This is a genomic window from Caballeronia sp. INML1 (genome assembly GCF_023631085.1).
Classification (GTDB): Bacteria; Pseudomonadota; Gammaproteobacteria; order Burkholderiales; family Burkholderiaceae; genus Caballeronia; species Caballeronia turbans.
Map to the genome: position 1 here is coordinate 216,182 of NZ_JALQDT010000051.1, position 25,340 is coordinate 241,521.

24 protein-coding genes are annotated in these 25,340 nt (G+C 63.7%); 18 read left to right on the top strand and 6 right to left on the bottom strand.

Annotation, left to right across the window (positions count from 1 at the left end; all coding sequences use genetic code 11):
• Positions 1 to 141 precede the first annotated feature (141 nt).
• A complete protein-coding gene (locus NCR38_RS17120) occupies positions 142 to 936 on the bottom strand; it encodes a sulfite exporter TauE/SafE family protein (RefSeq protein WP_061115831.1) in 795 nt (264 codons plus the stop codon).
• Between the two features lie 178 nt (positions 937 to 1,114).
• On the opposite strand from NCR38_RS17120, the gene NCR38_RS17125 reads away from it, so the two are divergent.
• Positions 1,115 to 3,367, top strand: a complete 2,253-nt coding sequence (locus NCR38_RS17125; protein ID WP_061115830.1) for an amylo-alpha-1,6-glucosidase — start codon at positions 1,115 to 1,117, stop codon at positions 3,365 to 3,367.
• 48 nt (positions 3,368 to 3,415) lie between these two features.
• Here NCR38_RS17125 and NCR38_RS17130 read toward each other — a convergent pair whose 3' ends face one another.
• Both NCR38_RS17130 and NCR38_RS17135 read right to left on the bottom strand, forming a co-directional pair.
• Complete coding sequence (locus NCR38_RS17130; RefSeq protein ID WP_061115829.1) at positions 3,416 to 4,597, bottom strand: 4-hydroxybenzoate 3-monooxygenase; 1,182 nt, start codon at positions 4,595 to 4,597, stop codon at positions 3,416 to 3,418.
• Positions 4,598 to 4,792: 195 nt separating this feature from the next.
• Complete coding sequence (locus tag NCR38_RS17135; protein ID WP_061115828.1) at positions 4,793 to 5,845, bottom strand: aldo/keto reductase; 1,053 nt, start codon at positions 5,843 to 5,845, stop codon at positions 4,793 to 4,795.
• Between the two features lie 217 nt (positions 5,846 to 6,062).
• On the opposite strand from NCR38_RS17135, the gene NCR38_RS17140 reads away from it, so the two are divergent.
• The 5 genes from NCR38_RS17140 (at position 6,063) to NCR38_RS17160 (ending at position 9,229) form a co-directional block, all read left to right on the top strand.
• The gene (locus tag NCR38_RS17140) at positions 6,063 to 7,061 is read left to right on the top strand and encodes an AraC family transcriptional regulator (RefSeq protein WP_250477416.1); all 999 of its coding nucleotides are present in this window, start codon (positions 6,063 to 6,065) and stop codon (positions 7,059 to 7,061) included.
• Between the two features lie 185 nt (positions 7,062 to 7,246).
• Positions 7,247 to 7,627, top strand: coding sequence for a hypothetical protein (locus NCR38_RS17145; protein WP_061115827.1), 381 nt, complete (start codon positions 7,247 to 7,249; stop codon positions 7,625 to 7,627).
• A 102-nt stretch (positions 7,628 to 7,729) separates the two neighbouring features.
• A complete protein-coding gene (locus tag NCR38_RS17150) occupies positions 7,730 to 7,870 on the top strand; it encodes a hypothetical protein (RefSeq protein ID WP_250477417.1) in 141 nt (46 codons plus the stop codon).
• A gap of 46 nt (positions 7,871 to 7,916) precedes the next feature.
• Positions 7,917 to 8,441, top strand: coding sequence for an RNA polymerase sigma factor (locus tag NCR38_RS17155; protein WP_061116093.1), 525 nt, complete (start codon positions 7,917 to 7,919; stop codon positions 8,439 to 8,441).
• A 35-nt stretch (positions 8,442 to 8,476) separates the two neighbouring features.
• On the top strand, positions 8,477 to 9,229 hold the full coding sequence (locus NCR38_RS17160) for an anti-sigma factor (protein ID WP_061115826.1): 753 nt from the start codon (positions 8,477 to 8,479) through the stop codon (positions 9,227 to 9,229).
• 70 nt (positions 9,230 to 9,299) lie between these two features.
• Here the strand turns inward: NCR38_RS17160 and NCR38_RS17165 are convergent, their stop codons facing one another.
• The gene (locus NCR38_RS17165; RefSeq protein WP_061116092.1) at positions 9,300 to 9,518 is read right to left on the bottom strand and encodes a hypothetical protein; all 219 of its coding nucleotides are present in this window, start codon (positions 9,516 to 9,518) and stop codon (positions 9,300 to 9,302) included.
• Positions 9,519 to 9,926: 408 nt separating this feature from the next.
• Between NCR38_RS17165 and NCR38_RS17170 the strand changes: the two genes are divergently transcribed.
• Positions 9,927 to 10,451 carry an Rrf2 family transcriptional regulator gene (locus NCR38_RS17170; protein ID WP_061116091.1) on the top strand — a complete coding sequence of 175 codons (525 nt, stop codon included), beginning with the start codon at positions 9,927 to 9,929 and terminating at the stop codon, positions 10,449 to 10,451.
• Positions 10,452 to 10,456: 5 nt separating this feature from the next.
• Here the strand turns inward: NCR38_RS17170 and NCR38_RS17175 are convergent, their stop codons facing one another.
• Positions 10,457 to 10,879 (bottom strand): BspC domain-containing protein, encoded by a 423-nt coding sequence (locus tag NCR38_RS17175; protein WP_061115825.1) that lies wholly within the window; start codon positions 10,877 to 10,879, stop codon positions 10,457 to 10,459.
• Between the two features lie 219 nt (positions 10,880 to 11,098).
• Here NCR38_RS17175 and NCR38_RS17180 point away from each other — a divergent pair, with 219 nt between their 5' ends.
• The 8 genes from NCR38_RS17180 to NCR38_RS17215 all read left to right on the top strand — a co-directional run bounded on the left by NCR38_RS17180 (position 11,099) and on the right by NCR38_RS17215 (position 21,677).
• Positions 11,099 to 11,659, top strand: coding sequence for a putative glycolipid-binding domain-containing protein (locus NCR38_RS17180; protein ID WP_061115824.1), 561 nt, complete (start codon positions 11,099 to 11,101; stop codon positions 11,657 to 11,659).
• A 40-nt stretch (positions 11,660 to 11,699) separates the two neighbouring features.
• On the top strand, positions 11,700 to 12,746 hold the full coding sequence (gene selD, locus NCR38_RS17185) for a selenide, water dikinase SelD (RefSeq protein ID WP_061116090.1): 1,047 nt from the start codon (positions 11,700 to 11,702) through the stop codon (positions 12,744 to 12,746).
• An 18-nt stretch (positions 12,747 to 12,764) separates the two neighbouring features.
• Positions 12,765 to 13,688: a cation diffusion facilitator family transporter gene (locus NCR38_RS17190; RefSeq protein ID WP_061115823.1), complete on the top strand. Its 924-nt coding sequence runs from the start codon at positions 12,765 to 12,767 to the stop codon at positions 13,686 to 13,688.
• A gap of 153 nt (positions 13,689 to 13,841) precedes the next feature.
• Positions 13,842 to 16,409 (top strand): mechanosensitive ion channel domain-containing protein, encoded by a 2,568-nt coding sequence (locus NCR38_RS17195; RefSeq protein WP_061115822.1) that lies wholly within the window; start codon positions 13,842 to 13,844, stop codon positions 16,407 to 16,409.
• A gap of 95 nt (positions 16,410 to 16,504) precedes the next feature.
• Positions 16,505 to 17,593 (top strand): purine nucleoside permease, encoded by a 1,089-nt coding sequence (locus NCR38_RS17200; RefSeq protein WP_061116089.1) that lies wholly within the window; start codon positions 16,505 to 16,507, stop codon positions 17,591 to 17,593.
• 525 nt (positions 17,594 to 18,118) lie between these two features.
• On the top strand, positions 18,119 to 18,436 hold the full coding sequence (gene flhD, locus NCR38_RS17205; RefSeq protein WP_061115821.1) for a flagellar transcriptional regulator FlhD: 318 nt from the start codon (positions 18,119 to 18,121) through the stop codon (positions 18,434 to 18,436).
• Between the two features lie 18 nt (positions 18,437 to 18,454).
• On the top strand, positions 18,455 to 19,117 hold the full coding sequence (flhC, locus tag NCR38_RS17210) for a flagellar transcriptional regulator FlhC (protein ID WP_061115820.1): 663 nt from the start codon (positions 18,455 to 18,457) through the stop codon (positions 19,115 to 19,117).
• Between the two features lie 163 nt (positions 19,118 to 19,280).
• Complete coding sequence (locus NCR38_RS17215) at positions 19,281 to 21,677, top strand: DNA polymerase II (RefSeq protein WP_250477418.1); 2,397 nt, start codon at positions 19,281 to 19,283, stop codon at positions 21,675 to 21,677.
• Position 21,678: 1 nt separating this feature from the next.
• On the opposite strand, the gene NCR38_RS17220 is transcribed toward NCR38_RS17215, so the two are convergent.
• Entirely contained in the window at positions 21,679 to 22,686 is a 1,008-nt protein-coding gene (locus tag NCR38_RS17220) for a hypothetical protein (RefSeq protein ID WP_061115819.1), read from the bottom strand.
• 268 nt (positions 22,687 to 22,954) lie between these two features.
• On the opposite strand from NCR38_RS17220, the gene NCR38_RS17225 reads away from it, so the two are divergent.
• The 3 genes from NCR38_RS17225 (at position 22,955) to NCR38_RS17235 (ending at position 25,335) form a co-directional block, all read left to right on the top strand.
• Positions 22,955 to 23,194: a hypothetical protein gene (locus NCR38_RS17225; RefSeq protein WP_061115818.1), complete on the top strand. Its 240-nt coding sequence runs from the start codon at positions 22,955 to 22,957 to the stop codon at positions 23,192 to 23,194.
• A gap of 160 nt (positions 23,195 to 23,354) precedes the next feature.
• Positions 23,355 to 23,699, top strand: coding sequence for a DUF3574 domain-containing protein (locus tag NCR38_RS17230; RefSeq protein WP_250477419.1), 345 nt, complete (start codon positions 23,355 to 23,357; stop codon positions 23,697 to 23,699).
• Positions 23,700 to 23,925: 226 nt separating this feature from the next.
• On the top strand, positions 23,926 to 25,335 hold the full coding sequence (locus NCR38_RS17235) for a hypothetical protein (protein ID WP_086960628.1): 1,410 nt from the start codon (positions 23,926 to 23,928) through the stop codon (positions 25,333 to 25,335).
• Positions 25,336 to 25,340: the final 5 nt, after the last annotated feature.

Below are 25,340 nucleotides of genomic sequence, written 5' to 3' on the forward strand. Positions count from 1 at the left end.
CGGCTCAACTGAGTGGGCATGATGCCGCATCGCCCCGCAGCGCGAAACCCGGCCAAACGGCATAGGAGAAAAACAGGAACATTGTGCGAATCGGCCTATGTCGTTCGGCCGACTGGAAAGCGCGAAGCAGCGTGACTAACATCAACTGAACACGAGCTTTGCTCCGACGAGTACCAGCGTCGCGGCAAGCACGTGACGCAGCAGCGCTTCGGGCGCCCTCGAGGAGAGCATGCTGCCGATGGCAATGCCCGGAATCGAACCCACGAGGAGCGAGGCGAGCAGGGCCCAGTCGACCGAGCCGAGCATCCAGTGGCCGGCGCCGGCAATCAGCGTGAGCGGCACCGCGTGGGCCACATCGGAGCCGACGATGCGCACCGTCGCGAGACGCGGATACAGCAGAAGCAGCACGGTCACCCCGATCGCGCCCGCGCCCACGGACGTAATCGAAACCAGGACACCGAGAATCGCGCCGGTGAGAACCGTCCAGGCGGCGGTGCGCACGGGGTGCTCGGGCCGGCCACGTCCCTTCTTGTACGCGAAGCGGGCGAGTTGCGGCCGAAAGACCAACGAAATGGCGGTGATGAGTAGCGCCGTACCGAGTATCAGCTGGATGAGCCGCGCGGTGTCGCGCGATTCAATGCCGTGCGCGTGCAGGAAATACAGTGTGATGGCCGCCGCCGGCACGCTGCCCGCGGCGAGACGGCCGGTGATGCGCCAGTCGACCGAACCCTTGATGCCGTGCACGAGCGTACCGGCGGTCTTGGTCGCGGCCGCGTAGAGCAGGTCGGTGCCGACGGCGGTCGCCGGGTGGATGCCGAACAGCAGGACGAGCAGCGGTGTCATTAGCGAACCGCCGCCCACGCCCGTCAGGCCGACGAGAAAGCCCACCGCGAGCCCCGAAGCAGAATAAAGTAAGTCGATATGCGGAAATGACATTGCGCGCGGAGAACCCGTCAGGCGTGGGTGGGTCGAAAAGCCGTCGATGATAGCGGGTAAGCGGCTCACTTGCTGCATGAGAGCGATGCCCGACCGGGCGGTCGCGGCGTGCCGGGAGCTTCGAACGCGTTCCAGAGCGGCTCAGGAAAACCCTTCAGAACACTTTCAGGAAGGCGCAATGAATACACAGGAACAGTCGCAAGAGCAGCAACAGCAACAACAATCGCAGGAGTCGCAGCCACGGCTCACGGATGACGCGTTCATCCCGACCGAGCATGCCAACATGCCGAGCGAACGCCAGTTCGTCCTGAAATCCGGCAACACATTCGCTGTCTACGACGCGAACGGCGACATCCGTGGCGGCGATGACGGCCTTTTCGTCAACGACACGCGGGTGCTTTCGGAGCTCGTGCTGACGTTCGGCGGACGCGCGCCGTCGCTGCTTTCCGGCAGCGTGTCGAGCGACAACGCGGTTTTCACGGCGCATCTGACCAACCGCCCGCTTCCGCCGATAGGCGGGGCCCAAACGCCGGAAGGCGTGATTCACGTCGAGCGCAAGCGTGTGCTGTCCGGGCACGTGCTGCACGAGAGCATCGTGCTCACGAATTACGGCACCGAGCCGTCCACCGTGCCGCTTTCGATCTCCTTCGCGGCGGACTTTCTCGACATGTTCGAGGTGCGCGGCGCGAAACGCGGCAAGCGCGGCGCGTTGCGGCCGCCGATGGTCGAGAACGGTGAGGTCGTGTTGCGCTATATCGGCCTGGACGAAGTGGAGCGCACGGCGCGCATCCAGTTCACGCCCGCGCCGGACGTGCTGTCGCCCACGCGCGCTGACTACGCGTTGCATATTCAGTCGGAGACCGCGATCTCGGTGTATTTGTCAGTGACGGCGGTCACGCATGCGCTTTCGGATGCCAGCGAGGAAAGCAAGCGCAACGCTGCCGAAGCTGCCGAATGCGCGCCGGAGTCGGGCCGCCCGGCGATTCGCGAGGCGCTCGTCGAAGCGCATCGGCGCATGCGCGACAGACGCCGCGCGAGCGCGCGCGTGCGTTCCAGCAATCCGCTTTTCAGTGAATGGATCGACCGTTCGTTCGCCGATCTCGGCCTGCTCACGACCGACCTCGAAACCGGCCCCTATCCCTACGCGGGTATTCCGTGGTTCTCGACGGCGTTCGGCCGTGACGCGATCATCACCTCGCTGCAAATGCTCTGGCTGCAACCCACGCTCGGGCGCGGCGTGCTGCGCTTTCTCGCCGCTCATCAGGCCCGCGAGGACTCGGCGTTCCGCGATGCCGAAATCGGCAAGATCATGCACGAGACACGCAAGAGCGAGATGGCGGCGACCGGCGAGGTGCCCTTCGCGCTTTATTACGGCGGCGTGGACAGCACGCCGCTCTTCATCGTGCTGGCGGGCGCCTATGCCGAGCGCACCGGCGACGGCGCACTGATCGACGAAATATGGCCGGCGCTGCAACTCGCGGCGCAATGGGTCGCGCGCCATTGCGACAAGAATCCGTACGGTCTGCTTGATTATCAGCGCGCATCGGAGAACGGTCTCGCGAATCAAGGCTGGAAGGACAGCCAGGATTCCGTGTTCCACGCGGACGGGAAATTCCCGGTTGGACCGATCTCGCTCGTCGAAGTGCAAGCGTATGCGTCGACGGCCTTTTCAACGATGGCGCGCCTCGCCAGCGAGCGCGGCGAAGACGAAAGTGCGCGTGAGTTCGAGCGCCGCGCGCGCCACATTCGCGAGCGCGTCGAGGAGATGTACTGGATGCCGGAGATGGACTTCTACGGCATCGCGCTCGACGGCAAGGGGGAGTTGTGCCGCGTGCTGTCGTCGAATGCGGGGCATCTGCTCGCATTCGATCTCGTCGATCGCAAGCGCGGCGAGGCCGTTGCACGTCAGCTCGAATCGACGCTCTTTCACACCGGCTGGGGCGTGCGCACGCTGGCGGCGGGGCAACCGCGCTTCAATCCGATGTCGTATCACAACGGCTCCGTATGGCCGCACGACACTGCATTGTGCGCACGCGGTCTCGCGCGTTACGGCGACCGCGGTGCGGCGGTGGGCCTGCTGCAAGCGTTGTTCGAGGCCGCCGTCACCTTCGATATGCGTCTGCCTGAGCTGTTCTGCGGATTCACGCGGCAGCGCGGCGAACGGCCGATCGCTTATCCGGTCGCCTGTCTGCCTCAGGCGTGGGCGGCGGGCGCGCCTTTCATGGTGCTGGAGGCGTGCCTTGGCATGACCGTCGATGCCGTCAACGATGAAGTGCGCATCGACCGGCCGGCGTTGCCCGAAGGCATCGACTGGCTGGAAATCGGCGATCTGCGTCTCGGCGACAAGACGGCGACGATCACGTTCCGGCGCGTCGGCGGGCAGGTGATTCCGTCGGTGGAAGGGGACGTGCGCGTGGTTGCGGTGCTCTGATGCGGCAAGCGCACAGCGCCATGATGGCGCTGTGCGCGCGATGACCGGTTAAACCGCCACGCTGCCGACGTAATTCTCCGCGAGCGCGGTAGCGGCCGCGCGCGACGTCGTCACGTGCTCCAGTTCGGCTACCTGCAGACGCTGCTCGAAGGGGGACGTGTCGTCGAGCTTGTGCAGCATGCGAGTCATCCACCACGAGAAATGCTCGGCGCGCCAGACGCGCTTGAGCGCCGTCTCGGTGTAACGCGCAAGCTTCTCGGTACCGCCTTCCTTGTAGAAGTCTTCGAGTGCGGCGTTCAGCACGCGCACGTCCGACACCGCGAGGTTCAGGCCCTTCGCGCCGGTCGGCGGCACGATGTGGGCGGCGTCGCCCGCGAGGAAGAGCTTGCCCGACTGCATCGGCGTGGACACGAAGCTGCGCATCCCGACGATGTTCTTCTGGAAGATCTTGCCTTCGGTGATCTGCCAGCCATCGGCGCTATCGACGCGTGCGTGCAACTCGGCCCAGATGCGGTCGTCGGACCAGGCGTCGACCGTATCTTTCGGATCGCACTGGAAGTACATGCGTTGCACGCCCGGCGAGCGCGTGCTGATGAGCGCGAAGCCCCGGTCGTGCCGTGCATAGATGAGCTCGTCGGAAGAAGGCGGCGCTTCGACCAGAATGCCGAACCAGCCGAACGGATAGATGCGCTGATAGTCCTGCCGGACTGCCTCGGGAATCGACTGGCGCGCGACGCCCTGCGAGCCGTCGCAGCCAATGATGAAGTCGCATTCCAGCTCTTCGTCGCGGCCTTCGTGCTGATACTTGATGCGCGGCTTGCGATCGCTGCCGTCCTGGAAATCGTGCAGCGACACGTTCGACACGTTGAACTTCAGCTCCCCGTTCGCCGCGAGTCGCGCCGCAACCAGATCCTTGATGACTTCGTGCTGCGCATACACCGTGATCGAATGACCGGTCAGCTCCGTCAGCGCAATGCGGCGGCGCTGACCTTCGAACGCGAGTTCGAACCCGTGATGCAGCGCGCCTTCGGCCTGCATGCGCGCGCCGAGACCGGCTTGATTGAGCGTGTCCATCGTGCCTTGTTCGAGCACGCCGGCACGGATCGTCGATTCGATGGCGTCCTGGCTGCGCGCTTCGAGCACGACCGATTCGATGCCGCGCAGATGCAGCAGATGAGAAAGAAGAAGCCCGGCGGGGCCCGCGCCGACGATGCCGACTTGAGTACGCATGTTGTCTCCGTGAGGCAGTGGTGATGTTGTGCGTACAGTGTCGGCAGAGCGGCCTTATGCCGCAACGCGATACGGAGGATAGGGTCTATCTGGTTTCGAGATAAAGGGCCGAAAATGGGCGTAATCCGCCAGATTTACGGGTAAATCCCTACGACACGCGGACGGCCAGGAGGGCCGTCCGCATGTCGGTCAATCTCACTCGGCCGACTGCTCCTTCAACTGGTTGCGCCTATATTCGCCCTGCCGCGTGAGCATCCAGCCCGGGTATTCCGAGGGCAACTGGCTGACTTCGTCGAGCGCCGCGAGTTCGTCGTCGTTGAGCCGGACTTTCGTCGCCGCGATGTTGTCGTCGAGCTGTTCGATGCGTTTCGCGCCGATGATCACGCTCGAGACGACCTTCTGATGCAGCAGCCATGCGAGCGCGATTTGCGCGACCGACACGCCCTTGGCCTCGGCCATGCGCCGCATCACGTCGACGCAGTCATACGCGCGCTCGACGTTGACCGGCGGGAAATCGAACTTGGTGCGCCGGCTGCCTTCTTCCTTCGCGCCTTCCCGGGTGTACTTGCCCGAGAGCAGGCCGCCCGCGAGCGGACTCCAGACCATCAGGCCGACGCTCTCGCTTTGCAAGAGCGGCACGATCTCGCGCTCGAGATCACGGCCGGCGATCGTGTAATACGCTTGCAGCGACTCGAAGCGCGCAAGACCCAGCCGCTCCGAGATACCGAGCGCCTTCATGATTTGCCACGCCGCCCAGTTCGACACGCCGATATAGCGCACATGGCCATGCTGCACGAGATTGTCGAGCGCGCGCAGCGTTTCCTCGATCGGCGTCGCCGGATCGAAACCGTGAATCTGGTACAGATCGACGTGATCCAGTTGCAAGCGCTTCAGGCTCGCTTTCACCCCGTCGATGATGTGATAGCGCGACGCGCCGCGCGAGTTCGTCCCCTTCGTCCCGGTCTCGCCGAGGATCTTCGTCGCGACGACTACGTTCTCGCGCGGCACCTTCAGGTTTTTCAGCGCCTGACCGGTGATGATTTCCGACTGGCCGTCGGCATAGACGTCGGCGGTGTCGATGAAATTGATGCCCGCATCGAGTGAGCGGCCGATCAGCTTGTCCGCGTCCGCCTGCTGCAACTGGCCGATGTTGTCCCAGATTCCGCCCGTTCCGCCGCCGAACGTCATCGTGCCCAGGCACAGTTCAGAGACGAAAAGACCGGTATTGCCGAATTTCCTGTAGCGCATGGTTGCTCCCGAATGACTGGAAAGGCGCGGCATCGCCCGAACTGCGCAAGCGATCCGGCCGGCAATGCAGTATCGTCCTGGCGCGCGGCCGGTTCATAGCCTGATCCTGTTCAATCCTTGCCTGTTCCTGCAAACGCTGCGGTCGCTCGCAAGCAATCACGCGCCCGCGCGAGTAAGCTAGCCAGAGTTCTCCCTATCTCGAAATCGTCCTTTCATCATGGCCCTGAACGACACCCCCGGCCTCGCCGGAAAAGACAGTCACGACCAGCCGAAGGAGATGCGCCACGTCGGCGCGGCCGATCCCGGGCTGGATCAGGCGCGGCTCGATCTCGTCGCGTTGCTCGACCGCTTCACCGCCGGTTGCGAAGGCTCCGTCGAAACGCCGGTGCCGGGGCTAGCCCTGCATCGCATCATGAATCCGGGCGGACCGAAGCACGGCATCCAGACGCCCGCGCTCGCGCTGATTGCGCAGGGCAGCAAGCGTCTCATGGTCGGCGACGAAGTCTATATCTACGATCCGATGCACTATCTGGTGTCGTCGGTGGATCTGCCCGTGTGCGGACAGGTGTCGGTGGCGAGCGAGTCGGAGCCGTATCTCGGCATGCGGCTCGAACTCGACGTCGAGGAAATCACGTCGCTGATCCAGGACGAGAATCTGCCGCCCGCGACGCAGGCCGACGCCTCGCGCGGTCTCTATGTGAACCGCCTCGGCAACTCGATGCTCGACGCGGTGCTGCGCCTCCTGCGTCTCGTCGATACGCCTGAAGACGTGCCGATCCTCGCACCGCTCGTGAAGCGCGAGATTCTCTATCGCCTGCTGATGAACGGCTCGGGCGCGCGGCTGCGCCAGATTGCGCTGCAGGACAGTCAGACCCAGCGTATCGCGAAGGCCATCCAGTTGCTGCGCCAGCACTTCGATCAGCCGCTGCGTGTCGAGGACATTGCGCGGGACGTCCACATGAGCGTGTCGTCGCTGCATCACCATTTCAAGGCCGTCACGGCGATGAGCCCGTTGCAATATCAGAAGCAGTTGCGGCTTCAGGAGGCGCGCCGCCTGATGATGCTCGATATCGTCGATGCCGCCACGGCCGCGCATCGCGTGGGCTATGAAAGCGCCTCGCAGTTCAGCCGCGAGTACAGCCGGCTCTTCGGCGCGCCGCCGCTGCGCGACACGCGTCGCTGGCGCGATGCGACCGCCGCCGCGGTCGGCGCCTGAGCGCCGGTTTCGCGGCCCGCTGCGAAATTTCGATGAATCTCTGGCAAGGCGCGCGCGAATGGTCTTGAATGGATTGCCGACTGGCGATGCGACGGCGCTGCCGCATCGGTTTATTTCATCGTCCGCGGAATAGTGCAGCGCTTCCGAACGTTCTACGGATACTTCTACAAAAAGGGAAAGATGAAATGAAGAAGCGCATCCAGATGTTCGCCGCTGCCGCAACAGTCGTCACCGCGTTCGCTTCGCTTGCTTCATCCGCCTATGCTGCGGTGCCGAAGGAAGCGAACGGCATGTTCGTCGATGAAAACGGCATGACGCTCTACACCTTCGACAAGGACACGAAAGGCGGCGCGAGCGCCTGCACCGGCGGCTGCGCGCAGGCGTGGCCGGCGGCGATGGCGAGCGACGCCGACAAGCCGAGCGGCAAATGGACCATGGAAGCCGCCGACGGCGGAAAGCAGTGGGCCTACGATGGCAAGCGCGTCTATCGCTTCGCGAAAGACACGAAGCCCGGCGACAAGAACGGGGATAACTTCCGCGACGTCTGGCACGTCGTGAAGCCCTGAACGTCGCGTTTCGCGCAACGCACGCGCAACAAACTTGGGAAGCGGCCGGCTCGCGGAATAAATCGGCGAGCCTGCCGGTCTATGAATCAACAGGTAACGATCATGAAACGATCGATCGGAGTGACGGCGCTCCTGATCGTGCTCAGCCTTGCGCTGGGCGCGGCGGGTTGCGCGAGCGGTACGCAAAGTGCGCCGAATTCGTCGGGGGCGCCGAGCGGGCCGGCCGGCGGAGGCAGCTACTGATGGCGAACGCCTCTGACGCTTGCGTCACGCGCGCGGGCGCACGGCCTTGAGCTTCGAGAGCGACCTTCTCGCGCATCTGCCCCAGCTGCGCCGCTACGCGCGCGGGCTGACGGGCGATCGCGCGTGGGCGGACGATCTCGTTCAGGACGCGACCGAGCGCGCGCTCAATCGCGCCAAATCGTTTCATGCCGGCACGAATTTGCGCGCATGGTTATTCACGATCATGCGCAACCTGTATATCGATCAGCTGCGCGGCCGACGCGATATTGCAGTGGACGATGAAACCGCGCCCTGGCGGCAGATGGCCGCGCCGCGCGGTGAAGTCGACGGCCTCGTGCTGCGCGACGTGCAGCGCGCGCTCTACTGTCTGCCCGTCGAGCAGCGTGAAGTGATGCTGCTCGTGTGCGTCGAGGAAATGAGTTATCAGGAGGCATCCGTGGTGTTGAACGTGCCGACCGGAACCGTGATGTCGCGCTTGTCGAGAGCGCGGGAGCACATGCGTGTTCTGCTCGGCGAAGAACCCGGCCGCAAGACGTCGCCGTCGTCACTGAAAGTGGTGAGCCGATCATGAGCAGCCAAGACCGTCCACCCGAAGGCGGCGACCGTATGGGACCTCCCAGGCCGGATCGCGATCTGCAGGCGTTGTCCGCCTTCATCGACGAAGAACTCCAGGGCGACGAACGCGACGCCGTGGCGCAGCGCATCGCGGCAGATCCGGCGAGCGAGGCGACCGCCGCCGCATATCGCGCGCAGGACAACGCGTTGCGCGCGCTCTTCGCCGATCAGGGCGAGCCGCAGGTCGTGCGTTTGCGGCCGCCCGCGCGCGAGCGTTATCTGATCGCGGCGTGCTTTCTGGTCGTCGGGGTCGCGTGCGGATTCCTGATGCACATGCTCCTGCCCTCGCTCGGCGAGAGTGCGCGCTTCGCGGAGCGGGCGGATATCGCCTATGCCGTGTACGCGCCCGAGCAGCGGCATGCGGTGGAGGTGGCCGCGTCGCAACAGGATCATCTCGTTACGTGGCTGTCGAAGCGGTTGAATCGCGCGGTGACGATTCCGTCGCTGGCCGAATACGGCTTTCAGCTCGTCGGCGGGCGCCTGTTGCCTGACGAGGAGGGCCCGGCCGCGCAGTTCATGTATCAGAACGCCACCGGCGAGCGGCTCACGCTCTATATGACGACGGCGACGATCAGGCGCAACGACAGCAAGATCAGAAGCCTCAAGGACGGGCAGCGCACGACGTTCTACTGGGCGTGGGATCGCGTCGGCTATGCGCTCTCGGGTCAGATCGGCGAGGCGAAGCTGCAGGCGATTGCGTATGACACATGCAAGGAGCTCGGCGGCGATCCCAAAAACTGGTGAACCGGCGAACGATGCAAAAGGCCGCAGCGATTTTTTTTTCGCTGCGGCCTTTTTTTATGGCTGGAACCGCTTAGTAGTAGCGATGCGGAGGCGGCGCGACATGATGATGGCGCTCCCATTCGTGGCGCTGCCAATAGCGATGGCCGTCCCAGTAGCGGTCACCGTGCCAGCCGACCGTCACGCGATGCGGCGGATTGTGGTGCACCTCGGCGGATGCGACGTTTGCGAGGCCCATGCCCAGCGCGGCAGCAAGGGAAGCGATCAGCAGGCTCTTCTTCGTCTTGTTCATCATGATATTTGCTCCTTGGTCGTTGCTTGCAGTCGAAACCGCGAGTCATGAGGTAGCAGTTTCGTTGTAATTCAGCGCGTCTTGCGCGAGGGCTCAGTCGCGGTAGTAATCGTGATGATGGTGATACCCGCCACCGTCCGGCACGACGATGCAGCCCGAAAGCGCGCTACTCAGCAACACGCCCAGCGCTGCAAGGATCGCTAGTTTCTTCATGGCTTTCTCCGTGTGAATCCATGGAGATCAATTTAGCGGTTCGCAAAATGACAAGCCGTGTTCGTTTGTAAGCAAACGTGTAACCTGAAATATTTGCCACGGGCGCCTGTAAAGACGCTGCAGCGCGCGTCTCGCCGTTGCGCGCGAAGGGACGGCGCGCTATCCTGAACTCCGATTCACAATGTCGGAATGGATATGTCTCACATCAGCACGGGCGTCGAGTACGCGCTGCACTGCATGCTCTATCTCGCAGAGCCGCCGCACGGCGTGCGCGAGGCGAGCGTGCGCGATCTCGCGGAATTGCAGGGCGTGCCCGCGGAGTACGTCGCGAAGCTGTTCACGAAGCTGCACAAGGCGGGGCTCGTCGTCGCGACGGAAGGTGCGCGCGGGGGCTTTGCGCTTGCGCGGCCGTCGAAGGAAATCAGCGTGCTCGATGTCGTCGACGCGATCGACGGCGACAAGCCGCTCTTCGACTGCCGGGAGATTCGAGCGCGCTGCGCAGTGTTCGGCGACGACGCGCCGCCCTGGGCGACGAGCGGTGTCTGCGCCGTTCACGCGGTGATGAAAAACGCGGAGAAGCGCATGCGCGAGGCGCTCGCGGCGGACCGGCTAGCGGATCTCGCGGGACGCGTGCATGCCAAGGCGCCGCGCACTTTCGGACCGCAGGTCGTCAAGTGGCTCGACGAGCGCACCAGCCAGCGGCGCGCGGCGAAGGACTAGAGAGCTCAGCGAACGATCTTCGGTTTGATGTTCGGCGTGAGCGAAACGCCGACCACGCGACCATCGCGCACGCCGCAGCGGCTGTCCACGCGCGTCCACTGCGCCTTGCCGCGCGCCTTCGCGAACGCGCGCATCACGATGACCTTGTCGACCGGAATCGGGTCGCCGACACTGAAGATCGGAGTATCGTCGTCGATCTTTGCGGAGAGCACGCGCCGGTCGGGCACGATGAGCGTGTCGTACTTCGGCGCGTTCTCCACCCAGCGGTCGAACGCAGCGACGCATTGCGCGACGGCATCGGGCACGTGGAGCTTCGTCAGATACGAGTAATCCTCGGGCAGGTCCGGCGTCTCCTGCGCCTGGACGAGCTGAAACATCGACGCGGACAGCGCGAGCGCGAGCAATGCGGGAGCAAGAATGGTCTTCATGCGATGGGCGATCAAAAGGGACGACAGAGACGTTCGGCAGAGCGCGGATCGCGTGAACGGCGCTGTGAGTGCGGTGCGCGCGCCTGCGCAGGAATGGCGCGAAGTATACCGTGTGAAGTTTTGTGACGTCGAGCACATCGCGCATGTCGAATGCTGATCGAAAGCCTTGTGCGGCGCGTTGTATCCTTCAGTAGGGACGAACACACGAGGAGGCGCGCGATGAAAGCGGCGCGATGGGCGAAACAGGACGGCACGGGCCTCGAGCATCTCGTTCTGAACGAAGCGGCGGACGCAATCGTGATCGAGAGCGCGATCGTGGGTGAAGACGAGGCGCATGCCTTCGGCCTCGTCTATCGCATCGAATGCGATGCGCGCTGGCAGGTCACGCGTCTCGCGTTGAAGCTGGCGGGCGGCGCATCGCTCGACCTGCATCGCAGAGAGGGCAACAACGGTGACGCGCATGCGTGGAGCGACGCGAACGGTGAACCACAAGACTCACTTCGCGGCTGCATCGACGTGGACATCACCGCGACGCCGTTCACCAACACACTGCCGATTCGCCGTCTGCAACTGGCGCGCGGCGAGCGCCGCGTGATTCGCGTCGTCTATGTGCGCGTGCCCGAATTGAGCGTGAGCGTGGTGGAGCAGGCGTACACGTGCATCGAGCCGAATCATCGCTACCGTTACGAAGGGCTCGACACGGGCTTCACGGCGGATATCACCGTCGACGAGAACGGCCTCGTGCTCGACTATCCCGGACTCTTCAAGCGCGTCGCGTAATAATGCGGTTCATTGCTTGCCCTGATCCGAGAAACAAATGATGAACGATACGACTTCACCCCGTCTCACGAGCCTGTCCCACGGCGGCGGCTGCGGCTGCAAGATCGCGCCCGGCGTGCTGGCCGACCTGCTCAGGCGCGCCACGCCGCTGCCTGCGTTTCCGAATCTTCTCGTCGGCAACGACACCGCCGACGATGCCGCCGTCTACAAGCTCAACGACGAGCAGGCGATCGTCGCGACGACGGACTTCTTCATGCCGATCGTCGACGATCCGTTCGACTTCGGGCGCATTGCCGCAACCAACGCGCTTTCCGACGTCTACGCGATGGGCGGCAAGCCGATTCTCGCGCTCGCGCTCGTCGGCATGCCGATCAACGTGTTGCCGCACGAGGTCATCGCGCAAGTGCTGAAGGGCGGCGAAGCGGTCTGCGCCGAAGCGGGCATTCCGGTCGCGGGCGGTCATTCGATCGATTCCGTCGAGCCGATCTACGGACTGGCCGCGCTCGGCATCGTGCATCCGTCGCGCGTGAAGCGCAACGCGGCCGCGCGCGCGGGCGACGTGCTCGTGCTCGGCAAGCCGCTCGGCGTCGGCGTGCTGTCGGCCGCGCTCAAGAAGGACAAGCTCGATGCGGCCGGCTACAAGGCGATGATCGACGCGACCACCAAGCTCAACCGCCCCGGCGCGGAACTCGCGCAACTCGACGGCGTACATGCGCTCACTGACGTCACGGGCTTCGGCCTGCTCGGTCACACGCTCGAACTCGCACGCGGCGCGCAACTTACGGCGCGGATTCGCTACGCCGACTTGCCGTGGCTGCCGCAAGTACGCGAGTTCGTGCGCGCGGGCATCTTCACGGGCGCGTCGGGTCGCAACTGGAGCGCATACGGCAATGACATCGCATTGAACATCGAAGGTGACGAGGCCCGCGCCTTGCTCACCGATCCGCAGACCTCGGGCGGACTGCTCGTGTCGTGCGCGCCGGAAGCCGTGAACGACGTGCTCGCGATCTTCCGCGCGGACGGTTTCAACGATGCGACGGTCATCGGCGAGATGGTGGATGGCGCAGCCCGCGTCGACGTGATCTGAACCAATAAAAACAAGCGCATGAAGGAAGAATCCCCTAAGGCCATTTTCTACGCGCTCGCCGCGAACTTCGGCATCGCCGTCTGCAAGTTCGGGGCGGCGGCCTTTACCGGCTCGGGCGCGATGTTCGCGGAAGCGATCCATTCGACCGCCGATTGCGGCAATCAGTTGCTGCTGCTCCTCGGTCTGAAGCGCGCGCGGGCGCCCGCGAACGCGCTGCATCCGCTGGGCTCGGGGCGCGAGATCTATTTCTATGCGCTGATCGTCGCGCTTTTGCTGTTCTTCGTCGGTGGCGCGTTTTCGGTGTACGAGGGCGCGCATCGGCTGATGCATCATGAGCCCTTGTCGAATCCGATCGTCGCGCTCGTGATTCTGGGCATTTCGGTCGTGCTCGAAGCGTTTTCGCTTGCGGGCGCGATCCGCGAGATTCGCAAGGGTGCGCCGAACAAGACCTTATGGCGATGGTTCCGTGAAACACGGGAATCGGAACTGCTCGTGGTCGCGGGCGAGGATGTCGCGGCGCTGCTCGGTCTCGCCATCGCGTTCGCCGCGGTGCTCATGACGATGCTCACCGGCAATACGGCATACGATGCCGCCGGCTCGATCGGCGTCGGCGTGCTGTTGATGATCATCGCGTTTCTCGTCGCGCGCGAAGTGAAGTCGATGATCGTCGGCGAATCCGCGAGCCCCGAAGTGCGAAAGGCCATCGATGCGCACCTGCGCGCGCGTCCCGAGATCACGCGCATCATCAGCCTCATCACGCTGCAATGGGGCAAGCATGTCGTCGTCGCGGTGCAGGCGGAGATGATCGACTACGCGAGCGGCCGCGCGATGATCGATGCGATCAATATCATCGAAGACGACCTGCAGCGTGTCTTTCCGCAAGTGCGCTGGGTGTTCTTCGAACCCGATATCGCGCGCGATCGCGGCGAGCCGGCGCTGTAAGGTCCGAACGAGGGGGAAGGGCAGGAGCGCCGCATGCTACCGGGAGAAGGGTCGTTCAGGACCGCTTCTGCCGCATCGACCGCATCGCGTTAACATACGTCATGCGCGTCGTCCGCATCGAGTCCCTGACATTTCGTGATCTTCATCCGACCCATGCGCAAATTGCTCCTTGCAGTGCTGCTCGTCCTCGTGTCGAGCGTTCTTCCGGTCTTTTCCCCATCTTCCTTCGCCGCAGCCGATCCCGCGCAGCACGCGTCGCAGCCGGGTCTCGCGCTGACGCCGCAGCAGGCGCGCGATGCGCTCTCGGTGCTCAACGATCCCGCACGCCGTTCGCAAGTCGCCGATACGCTGCGCGCCATCGCGGCGGCAGGCGCGCTGGCCGCGCCCGCGCCCGCGAGCGCGCCGCAGTCCGCGTCGGCGGCGGCTGCGGCGCCGGCATCGGGCGCGTCGAGCGTGCTCGCTCATTCGCTGACCGCCAACGGTCTCGCCTCGCAATTGTCGCGGCAAGCCGGGCACTGGCTCGTGCAGATCGGCGCGGGCCTGCGGCACTCGACCGTCGCGCTGCTCGATTTCGGCTCCGTGGCGTCGTGGTGGCGCGACCGAACGTCGAGTGACGAAGGGCGCGCGCTCATCGGCCATGTCGTGTGGACGGTGCTTGCGTCGCTGTTGCCCGCGTTGCTGCTCGAATTTCTGTGCTTGCGGCTGCTCAAGCGTCCGCGCGCGCGGATCGCGGCGCGCGGCGTCGCCGATGCCGAGGCACAGGATCCCGGCCTCGTGCGCGAACAACGCGCGGCGGAGCGCGCGGAGGACGACGCCGCGCGCAGCGGCGATGCGACCGCCATCCATCTCGCCGAGCGCAAGGCCGACAGCGCGCGCGGCCAGCGCCATGCCGCACGTCACTGGACGCTCTTGCAACGTCTGCCGAGCGCGCTCCTGTACGGCTTTCTTTCTCTGGTTCCGCTCGTCGTTTTCATCGGCGTCGTGACCTTGCTCATGTCGATCTTCATCGACGACAACACGCCCGAAGCGCGCGTCGCGGGCTCGCTCATCGACGTCTATCTGGTCTGCCGCGCGATCGTGATCGTGAGCGGTTTCTTCGTCGCGCCGCGTGCGCCCGGCCTGCGCCTCTTTCAGGTAAGCGATTTCTATGCGGCGTATCTGCATCGCTGGGTGCAGCGCATCGTGTGTATCGCGGGTGCGGGCATCGCGCTTGCCAATGCCGCCGAGCCGCTCGGCCTGTCCGGCGACGCGCGCATCGCGATCCTGAAGTTCGTGCTGCTGATCGTGCATCTGATGATCGCGTTCGTGATCTTCGAGAGCCGCACGTCGGTGGCCGAGCGTATCCGGGAACGCGCGCGGACGAATCGCTCGGTGAGGCTCGTCGGCAACTGGGTCGCCGATGTCTGGGCGGGTGTCGCGATCTTCTTCGTGATCGCGCTGTGGTTCGTGTGGGCGCTCGACGTGCAGAACGGCTACAGAACGCTCTTTCATCTGGGCGGGGTGTCGTTGCTCGTGCTCGTCGGCGCGCGCGTGCTGGCAATCGTCGCGTTCGGCGCACTCGGCCGTGTCTTTCATGACGGCGATGAGGATGACGTCACGAGCGATTCCATCGTGCGCCGCCGCGCCTATCGCTATTACCCGACGTTGCGGCGCATTGTGCAGGCGCTCATTTCCGTCGTCACGATCGTCGCGCTTCTGGAAGTCTGGCACGTCAACGTGCTGCATCTGCTCACGTCGGGCGGTGTGGGCAACCGGCTCGCATCGGCGCTCCTCACGATCGTCGTCGCGGCCGTGTTCGCCGTGCTGGTGTGGGAGGCGGCGAACATCGCCGTCGAGCAGCGGTTGGAGCAATGGACCGCGAGCGGCGAACGTCTGCGCGCCGCGCGCTTGCGCACACTCCTGCCGATGATGCGCTCCGGCCTCTTCATCGTGATCGCGATGGTCGTCGTGTTGACGGGCCTCTCCGAGATCGGCGTGAACACGGCGCCTTTACTCGCGAGCGCGAGCATCTTCGGCGTGGCGCTTGGCTTCGGCTCGCAAAAGCTCGTGCAGGATCTCATCACGGGCATCTTCCTGCTGATGGAAAACGCGATGCAGGTCGGCGACTGGGTGACGCTCGCGGGCGTGTCGGGCACGGTCGAGTATCTGTCGATCCGCACGGTGCGTCTGCGCGGCGGCGACGGCTCGCTCTACACGGTGCCGTTCAGTTCGGTGTCGACGGTGAACAACACGAATCGCGGCATCGGCAATGCAGCCGTGCGCGTGTCGATCGCGCTCGGCCAGGATGTCGATCTCGCGATTTCCACGCTGAAGGAAATCGGCGCCGCGCTGCGCGAGGACGAGGCCTTCCGCGACGGTATTCTCTCCGACTTCAGCTTCTGGGGCGTCGATGCCGTCGACGGTTCGACCGTCACACTCGCAGGTCAGATCCAGTGCCGCGACAGCGCGCGCTGGCCGGTGCAGCGCGAGTTCAACCGGCGCATTCTCAACGAGTTTACGGCGCGCGGCATCGAGATCGCGAATCCGCAGCGCAACTTTGTGATCGTCAATGGCGGCACTCAGGAAGGGAATCCAGAAGGCGTTCAAGACGCGGACGAAGCGGGCGCGGATCAGCGCGGCGAACCGTCGAAGGCCGCGCAGCATCCGACGAGCGAGGCCGCCGGCCCGGCGAACGTCGCCTCGAATGCGCCGCCGCCGCGCAGTTCGCAAAGCGGCACGTGATCCTATAATCGTTCGGCCCCGATCGCGCCCTCTGACGGGCGCGATTTTTTTTCGAAGGTCGAACGTTCACGAGGATCACGCCTGCCATGACTGCCATGAGAGTCGCCGCATCGGAATCGAAAAAGACATCGAACACGTTGCGCAGGGCGGTTGTCGCCGTCGCGATCGCCGCGGGTGCGTCGGGCCTCGCGGGATGCGCATCCGCGCCGCGCTCGTCCGATAGCGCGAGCGGCGTGCGCCCAGTCAAGGTCATGATCGTCACGATGTTCGCGCCCGAAGGCAAAGTGTGGCTCGACAAGCTCGGACCGTGGGACGCGATCAAGGTGGCGGGATTGTCGCCGGATTATCCGGACGTGCATTGCAATCGCGACGACGTGTGCGTCATCACGACCGGCATGGGCCACACCAACGCGGCCGCGTCGATGATGGCGCTCGCGTTCTCCGAGCGCCTCGACTTGCGCAACGCCTACTTTCTGGTCGCGGGCATCGCGGGCATCGATCCGGCGCAAGGCACGGTCGGCTCGGCGGCGTGGGCGAAGTATCTCGTCGATTTCGGCCCGCAATGGGAACTCGACGCGCGCGAGAAGCCCGCCCGCTGGCCCAGCGGATTCATCGGCATCAACACGAAGGGGCCGAACGAGAAACCGGCGCCCGACTATCGCACGGAAGTCTTTGCGCTCAACGCCACGCTCGCCGATACCGCCTACGCGATCTCGCGCAACGTCTCGCTCTCCGACAGCGACCAGGCCCGAGCCGCGCGCGCGAAATTCAACTACGCGCCGGCGAACCGGCCACCGCGCGTGATCCAGTGCGACACGCTCGCGGGCGATACGTGGTGGTCGGGCAAATACATCGGCGAACGGGCGCGCGCGTGGACGCGGCTTCTGACGGACGGTCGCGGCGTCTACTGCACGACGCAACAGGAAGACAACGCCACCTATGAGGCGCTCAAGCGGGCGGCGAGCGTGCAGCGGGTGGACCTGTCGCGCGTGGCGGTGCTGCGCGCCGGTTCCGATTTCGATCGTCCATACAAGGGACAGCCCGCCGTCGACAATCTGCTCAATTACGCCGCGCAGGGCGGCTTTGCACCGGCCATCGAGAATCTGTATCGGACCGGCAATCCTTTTGTACAAGAGGTTGTTACACATTGGGACGCATGGAGTAAAGGCGTCCCGCGAAGGTAAAGCGTTACGTTACAACCGGGTAAGACAGGCCGTAACACTGCCGTAACACCGGTTTGGCAATTATTACCTGATCACGCGGCAACCGGTAAAGACCGTTTAGGCCGTTATTTTTTGCGTTTTTCGTCTGATGGATCATCGCAAAAATAGCGCCTCAAGACGTCAACCGACTCCGGCAATCCCCCGTTATTGCTGGCGGCAGGCGATTATTCCGACCAAAACCCAGCTTGGCCAACCAAACGCCTCAAACATAAGATGAATAGAGCGTGAGCGGTAGAGTCGGTTGAAATGACCTGACTGAAACAATTACCGATCTAAAGTGTTGTTTGCAACAAAATATTATTGAGACCGCTTGCTTTAGATTCAGACCGTACTTAGAATCCGTTTCACAGTGGTTGTTACAAGATGTAACGCACTGAAACAAAGATTACGCAGTACGTAGCCGGGCAGGACTAGCTCGGTGAGGCACAAAAAAGATATCGGCAAAAAGCCGGCGGGAAATTCGGGGATTTACTGGAAGTTGCAACCATGAACGGTCGCGAAACGCTGGAATCAATCCGGGAAATCAACTTGTCTTACATCATGCTCGCGCAGCGTCTCTTGCGCGAGGACCGGGCCATCGGCATGTTCCGGCTCGGTCTGTCGGCGGAACTCGCCGATCTGCTCGCAGGCCTCACGCTCGCGCAGGTCGTCAAGCTCGCGTCGTCGGATAACCTGCTTTGCGCTTTCCGCTTCAACGATCACACGATGCTGTCGGCCTTGACGCAACCCGCGAAGAACGCGGACATCGCGCCGACGCACGCGGCGATCCTGCTGGCTGGCCAGCCGGCCGAACAGTTCGCTTAAGGGACGACGGAGCGAGCCATGCTGAAGAAGAGCCTCACCGAAGACGCCCAGGAAGTGTTCCGCGCAATTGCGCTGATCGAGCTCGGCGCGCGCATGCAAGTGCTGGAGAGCGAACTCACGCTCTCGCGCGATCGCATGATTCGCCTCTATCGCGAAGTGAAGGGGGTATCGCCGCCGAAGGGCATGCTGCCGTTCTCGGCCGACTGGTACATGACGTGGCTCGCCAATATCCACGCATCGCTTTTCTATAACACCTATACGTTCCTGAAGAACGAAGCTGGCTGTTCGCATCTCGATGCGTTGACCAAAGGGTATCGGCTGTACCTCGAGCACTGCACCCATAGCGGCGCCGAGGCGGTACTCGACCTTACGCGGGCCTGGACTCTTGTGCGCTTTTTCGACGCCGGCATGCTGCAGATGACACCCTGCTGCCGCTGCACCGGGAAGTTCGTCGCACACAAACATGATTTGCAGAACAACGTGGTGTGCGGGGCCTGCCAGCCGCCGTCACGCGCGGGGAAGACCAAGAAAGCGGCGGCCGCGAAACAGGCCAGTCAAGAAGCCGCGCTGGAGGTAGTGATGTCGAAGAACGAAGTGCCGGAGCATGCGGAGCACACGGCACTCGGTAACGTGGCGGCGTTGCAGCCGCAACGGGCAAGCCTGGTCGCACAGGCTGCTTAGGCGGTAGCGGCCGCTGGCCATCCTCCGGGGACTATCCGCGAGGATGGTGGATGACCGGCTTGCCGCTACCGTGTTTTACTTCTCTTTCGCTTTCCCGAATTCGTGGGCCCGGAGCCATTGGTGCGCCGGGCTCTTTTGTTTGGCCGCCAAGTAAAATGCTTCGATGGCACGCGTTCTCGAAGATATCGGCTTGGCTTCCGCACAACAGGGTTTTCTGCTGACTCGGCACTGGCGCGACACCGCGGCCGGGACGGAAGTCGATTTCTGGCTCGCCACCGATGACGGCCCGAGAAAAATCCGCATCGCGTTACAGACGAGCGTCGCGTTCATTCGCGCGGAGGATCGTGCGAAGGCCGAGCCGATCGTCGCCGGCGTGCGGGACGCCTATCTGCGTGAATTGCCGCTCAGGGATTTTCGCCAGAAGCCGGTACTCGGCCTCTACTGCCCGCACTATCGTCAGTTGCTTGCGCTCGAGAAGAACCTCAGAAGCGCCGGCGTCAATGTATTCGAAGCCGATATCCGCCCTCATGAACGCTACCTGATGGAGCGGTTCATCACGGCGCCGGTGTCGTTCGAAGGCGCCGAAGAGGTCGAAGGCGACGGCTACATTTCCAGCGAACTGAAGCCCGCGCCGGATTACCGGCCGTCGCTCAAAGTCGTGTCGCTCGATATCGAAACGAGCGCGAAAGGCGATCTCTATTCGATCGCGCTCGAAGGCTGCGGCGCGCGTCAGGTCTACATGCTCGGTCCGCCGAACGGCGTGTACGGGCCAACCGATTTCGTGCTCGATTATTGCGAAAGCCGCGCCGAGATGCTGCGCCGTTTCAACGCGTGGATCGCGGATCATGATCCGGACGCGATCATCGGCTGGAATGTGGTGCAGTTCGACCTGCGCATTCTCCAGCGACACGCCGACGACTACGGCGTGCCCCTCACGCTCGGCCGCGATGGCAGCCCGGTCGAATGGCGCGAGCATGGCATGAAGCGCAATCACTTCTTCGTGTCGATCGCAGGACGGCTCGTGATCGACGGCATCGAGGCGTTGCGCTCGGCGACGTGGAATTTTCCGTCGTTCAGCCTGGAATACGTCGCGCAGTCGCTGCTGGGCGAAGGCAAGGCGATCGACAGTCCGTACGCGCGCATGGACGAGATCGAGCGACGCTTCAAGGAAGACAAGCCCGCGCTCGCCCATTACAACCTGAGCGACTGCGAACTCGTCACGAAAGTTTTCGAGACGACCGAGCTGCTGCCGTTTCTGCTGGAGCGCGCGACCGTCACGGGCCTGCAGGCCGACCGCAGCGGCGGCTCCGTTGCGGCGTTCACGCATCTGTATATGCCGCGGATGCACCGGCTCGGCTATGTCGCGCCGAATCTCGGCGATGTGCCGGAGGAAGCGAGCCCCGGCGGCTTCGTGATGGATTCGCGCCCCGGCCTTTACGATTCCGTGCTGGTGCTCGACTACAAGAGCCTGTATCCGTCGATCATCCGCACGTTTCTGATCGATCCGGCCGGGCTCGCGCAAGGCACGGCCATGCCGGACGACGCCGACACGGTGCCGGGTTTTCGCGGCGCGCGCTTTTCCCGCGACACGCATTGCCTGCCCGCGATCGTCGCGCAAGTGTGGGAAGGGCGGGAAGCGGCGAAACGGCAGCGCAACAAGCCGCTGTCGCAGGCGCTCAAGATCATCATGAACTCGTTCTACGGCGTGCTCGGATCGAGCGGCTGCCGCTTCTTCGATCCGCGCCTCGCGTCGTCGATCACGATGCGCGGTCACGAAATCATGCATCGCACGCGCGAGCTGATCGAGGCGCGCGGATACAGCGTGATCTACGGCGATACGGATTCGACCTTCGTGTGGCTGCGGCGCGCGCGCGATGAGGACGACGCGGCGCGCATCGGCCGGGCGCTCGTCGCGCATGTGAACGAATACTGGCGCGAGCATCTGAACGACGCCTTCGGACTCGACAGCGCACTCGAACTGCAATTCGAAACGCATTTCAGGCGCTTCCTGATGCCGACGATCCGCGGCACGGAAGAGGGCAGCAAGAAGCGCTACGCGGGACTGACGATGCGCGCGGACGGCAGCGAGGAAATCATCTACAAAGGCCTCGAAACCGTGCGCACCGACTGGACGCCGCTCGCACAGCGCTTTCAGCGCGAGCTCTACATGCGCGTCTTCAAGGGCGAGGCGTATGAAGCGTATGTGCGCGATTACGTCGGGCGCACGCGGCGCGGCGAGCTGGACGAACTGCTCGTGTATCGCAAGCGACTGCGCCGCACGCTCGGCGACTATCAGCGCAACGTGCCGCCGCACGTGCGCGCCGCGCGCATCGCCGATGAACACAACGCGCGGGCCGGCCGTCCGCTGCAATATCAGAACGGCGGCTGGATCAGTTATGTGATGACGACGGCCGGTCCCGAGCCGGTCGAGGCGCGCCACGCGCCGATCGATTACGAGCACTATGTGAGCAAGCAGCTTCAGCCGGTCGCGGACGGCATCCTGCCGTTCTTGCGCGACGACTTCATCGCGCTGATGTCCGGCCAGAAAGAGCTGTTCTAGGTTAGAAGCGCACGCCGAAACCCGCCTCGATGATGTCCGCATCGCGGTCATAACGCGTGACCATCCGGTTCCACGTGACGCGCGCGAGCCAGCGATCCGTGAACCGGTAGCTCGCCGATACCGACACGAGGCCCGAGAAGCGGCCATCGCCGGTGCGGTTTTGCGGCAGGTCGTCGTTTTGGGTGATCGACAGATACGGTCCCGCGCCGACGCCGAGCGTGAGCCTGTCGTCGAAGAATGCGCGGGTCGCCCATAGCTGGGCCGCGACGCCATCGCGGCGCGACTGCGAGTGTCCGCCTTCGTGCAGATACGACGCGGTGAAATCGACGTAATGCCACAGTCCACGCCGGTACTCGATGCTTTCAGCCAGATTCGTTTCCGAGTCGGGGCTGTTCAGGATCGTCGTGCCGAGCATCACGGTGACTTCGTTGCTGGTGACGTTCGTCGTGCGCGGCACGGGACGCGCGCGCGAACCGCGTCCTTCGGGCGCGTCGAGCTGATAGCCGATGCCGAAGAGCAGCGCGGTCGTGTCGGGGCCGCCGAACGCCTGCACACGGTTCAGCTTCATCTCCGCGATCCAGCGGTTATCGAAGTAATACGCTGCGCGCAGCGTGAACATGCCGCCCCAGCCGTGCGTGTTCGAATAGTCTCCGCCGGCCTGCGCCTGGCTCGTATCGAAATAGCGATACGGCCCCGCACCCGCCGACAATTCCAGCCGGTCATTCCAGAGCGGCACGCGCCCCCAGATCTGGAAGGCTTGCCCGTCACGATGATGGTCGGGAATATGGCCTTCGTTCAGCCAGGAAAAACTCCAGGCCGCATAGCGCCCGAGCCCTTCACGATAGCTGGCTTCCCAGGAATAGGTGTTGTGGCCGTTGCTCCTGAGCGGGCCGGCGAGCAAGGAGAACTCCTGAGCGTGAGCCGTGCTGGTCGCGATGGCGAGTGCCGCGCACGCGATCAGCCAGGCGGCGGCGGTCTTGCAACTGCGTTCATTGCTGGCGGTTGTCATCGGCGAGGTCGGATTCGGGAGGGTCCGGCATCTTTCGTATAGGCCTGTTCGAGCAGGATACCGATTTAAGAGAGTTCGTGCAGAAATCGGAGTCGTTCTTATCCAGTCGAGCGTGACGGAAAACGTTTGCGCGTCTGCGGCGCCGTCGCCCCCGACCGACATTCGCTCGGCCTACGTTCGCAGCCACTCACACGCGGGGTTACGTCTTTCGTTCAGCTTGCGTAGATTGATTCCATCCCGGCAATGAATTCAGCAAGCGAGGTCAGCGGTGGACTCCACTCCAATCGAATATCGAGGCTGTGAGCTTTCGGTCATCATCCGGCACGTGTCCGGCGAATTCCTGGCGACGCTGCTGATAGAGCGGCCCGGCGGCGTGCGGCGCGCGATCGGGCCGCTTCGCGCGTTTCCGACGGCGCAGGCCGCCGCAAATTTCGCCATCGAGTGCGGCAAGGCGGAGCTCGACGGCCGTCCGACGGCGCGGGAGCCGCGCGTCGCGGTGCCGGGTTGAAAAAGCGTTGAGCGCGGGCGTCGCCCGCGTGCGGCTTGGCTGGGACCGCGCGCGCCGCTTTTGACACGGAGCACTTCGTTCATTCCATGCCGTCATGTCCAGGCGTCGAACTCTTTCGCTGTTGATACTCACGACGATGCTTCCGGCCTGCGCGACGCCGATGAAAGAAACGTGCGCGACGGGCGAGTTGCACGTCGCAAATGAGCTCATCTATTTCGGAACCGCAAAGCCGACGGACCTCGTCACGCCCGAACAATTCGACGACTTCCTGCGCACCGACGTCACGCCGCGCTTCCCGCAAGGCTTCACGACATGGCGCGCGAGCGGTCAATGGCGCGCGGCGGATGGCTCGATGGTGCACGAATCGACCTGGGTGTTGAGCCTCGCCCATCCGGACGACAAAGCGAGCAATGAGGCCATCGGCGAAATTCGCGAGCTCTATCGCGCACGCTTCGAGCAGGAATCGACGCTGCGCCTGCGACATATGGCGTGTGCCTCTTTTTAGAAATCGTTATCACGCGCCAGCCGGTTCGACCGTCCGATTGCGCGCCACGCGGCGCCTCGGAATTGCCTCAAAAACTCCTGAAATCGACCAGTTCTTAACGTCGATCCTCGCGGTTGACTCAATAATTTACAAGCACGCGAACCAGGCCGGATATCCTCGCACACTTCATGCTGGCAGACGGCCCGCATGCCTTTACCCCGATTTCCACCTTCGATTGTCAAACCCCATGGTGACCCTGGTCAGTTGTTTCTCCGATCGCAACGCCGCTGCATCGCGCGACAACCACGATGAATATTGCCGCCGCATGAACGTGAAACATCGCTTCGAGGCGATGTCGAGTTGCGTCGATTCGATCGAGCTGCGCACGCTCTACAAGTACCAGTTGGTGAGCGACATGTTGCGGGAGGCTGAGGAGGGGGAACTGGTCATCTTTGCCACGGAAAACGCGCTGTTCCTTCGCTTTCACGACTTCGACCAGATCATGGCCGGCCGCGACGTCCTGTTGACCCGAGGACATTTCGGCGTGAACACCGAAATGTTCGTGCTGAGAAACACGGAAGAGAACCGCCGCGTCGCGCGCGGACTCGCCGCGCAATGCCGCGGATACTTCGAATACGGCAAATTCGTCACCGAGGAAGTCTTGCTCGAAAACCTGCCGACCGTGCCCGACTGGGAGGATCTGAACGGCGTGGTTCCTGTCGCGTCGATGTGGTCGGGCCAGCACCCGGACCTGTGCGGCAGGGAAATCACCGCCGTCTCGCTCGTCTACACGCCGCGTCTTTACAGCAAGTACGGCCCGCTCTGGCGCGCCATGTTTGCACGGCATGTGAATGCGTGCCACGCGTCGGGCGAGTTGCGGGTTTTCGAAAGCGCGGCGCCGCTGTCGAGCGATATGCATGAGTCGCTTTCCGTGTATCAGCCGGGGCGCCCCATTGCGGTCGTGATGCTCTATACGCCGAACATCGCGAGCTATGCGCGCTTCGGCGAAGCGAGCATGCGCGCGTATTGCGAGCAGCATGGCTATACGCTGTACGTGCATCGCGACGTGCCGCCGGATTTCGGGCGTGACGCCTGCGGCAACTGGGCCAAGCCGTTCCTGCTGAAGAAGTATCTGCCGCAGCACGAATGGGTCTTCTGGATGGACGCGGATATCATCGCGATGAATCAGACCGTGAAGCTCGAGAAGTTCACTGAAGGGCGCGAGCGCGTGTTGACAGCGGACATCTGCGGCTGGCGATTCAACTCGGGCGTGATGGGCTTTCGCAACACGGAAGAAAACGCCCGCGCGCTCGATGCCGTGCTCGCGAAGGTGCATGAGATCGAAGACGTCAAGTACACGTTCTCGAGTCACGGCGACCAGTACATATTCATGGAGCAACTGATCGCGCACGGCCTGTGTCCCGAAATGGACTCGCCGGAACTCGTCAGCTTCAGGGATCTCAACACACCGTGGTACTACGCCGACCGGACCACGTTCCTGTGCCATTTCCACGGCCTGAGTGCCGAAATGCGGACCTTGTATATGTCGATGAACGCCGTGCCGGACGGCGGCTTCGAAGTCATCGAACGGGAATCGACGCGCGCGGCGCCTGCCGCGATTCCGCGCACGCTGCTCGCGATCCACACGCCAGCCTGATATTC